This window comes from Streptococcus sp. 4094 (assembly GCF_013277125.1).
Lineage (GTDB): Bacteria > Bacillota > Bacilli > Lactobacillales > Streptococcaceae > Streptococcus.
The window spans coordinates 1-733 of record NZ_VMMI01000026.1; the positions used below are offsets into that span (position 1 = coordinate 1).

Annotated in this window: 1 protein-coding gene; it reads left to right on the forward strand. The window is 40.9% G+C overall.

Annotated features, from left to right (window positions below):
- Positions 1-110: 110 nt before the first annotated feature.
- A partial coding sequence (locus HT721_RS06560; protein ID WP_160109935.1) for a helix-turn-helix domain-containing protein occupies positions 111-733 on the forward strand: 623 nt, incomplete at its 3' end.

The following is a 733-nucleotide window of genomic DNA, read 5'->3' on the forward strand; positions in this document are numbered from 1 at the left end:
TAACTTCTCAAAGTAACTTCCACTTGCCTGACCAAAGTGGAAATTAGTCTAAAACGGATTTTTATGGTGGAATTAAGTGTGAGACGTTTGAGTTAGAAACGAGGTCTACTATGACAAAACATAAACACCTTACCCTTTCAGACCGTAATGATATCCAATTAGGTTTAGAGCGCAGTGAAACCTTCAAAGCTATTGGACAATCCATTCTAAAAGACCCGACTACTGTTTCTAAAGAAGTCAAACGAAACAGACAAGTCCGAGAGTCTACATGCCATAACCTTCCTTGCCCTCTACTCGACAAAGCTCCCTTTGTCTGTAACGGCTGCCCTAAAAGAAGACAGAATTGTGGCTATAAGAAGATCTTCTACCTCGCTAAGCAAGCTCAAAAACAATACGAACAAACTCTTGGAGAAGCTCGTGAAGGAACTCCCCTCAATTCCAAGACCTTCTGGGACATGGACAAAGTCATTTCTGATGGGGTTAAAAAAGGACAACACATCTATCATATTCTCAAAACTCATAACCTTGATGTCAGCTCCTCAACTGTCTATCGACACATCCGAAAAGGGTACCTATCTATCGCTCCGATTGATCTTGCCAGAGCCGTTAAATTCAAAGAAAGACGAAAAAGTAAGCTACCTTCCATCCCTAAAGAAGCTAAAAAAGGCCGTTCCTATGAGGATTTCCAAAACTATTTAGCACTGAATCAACTAGACTCTTGGCTGGAAATGGA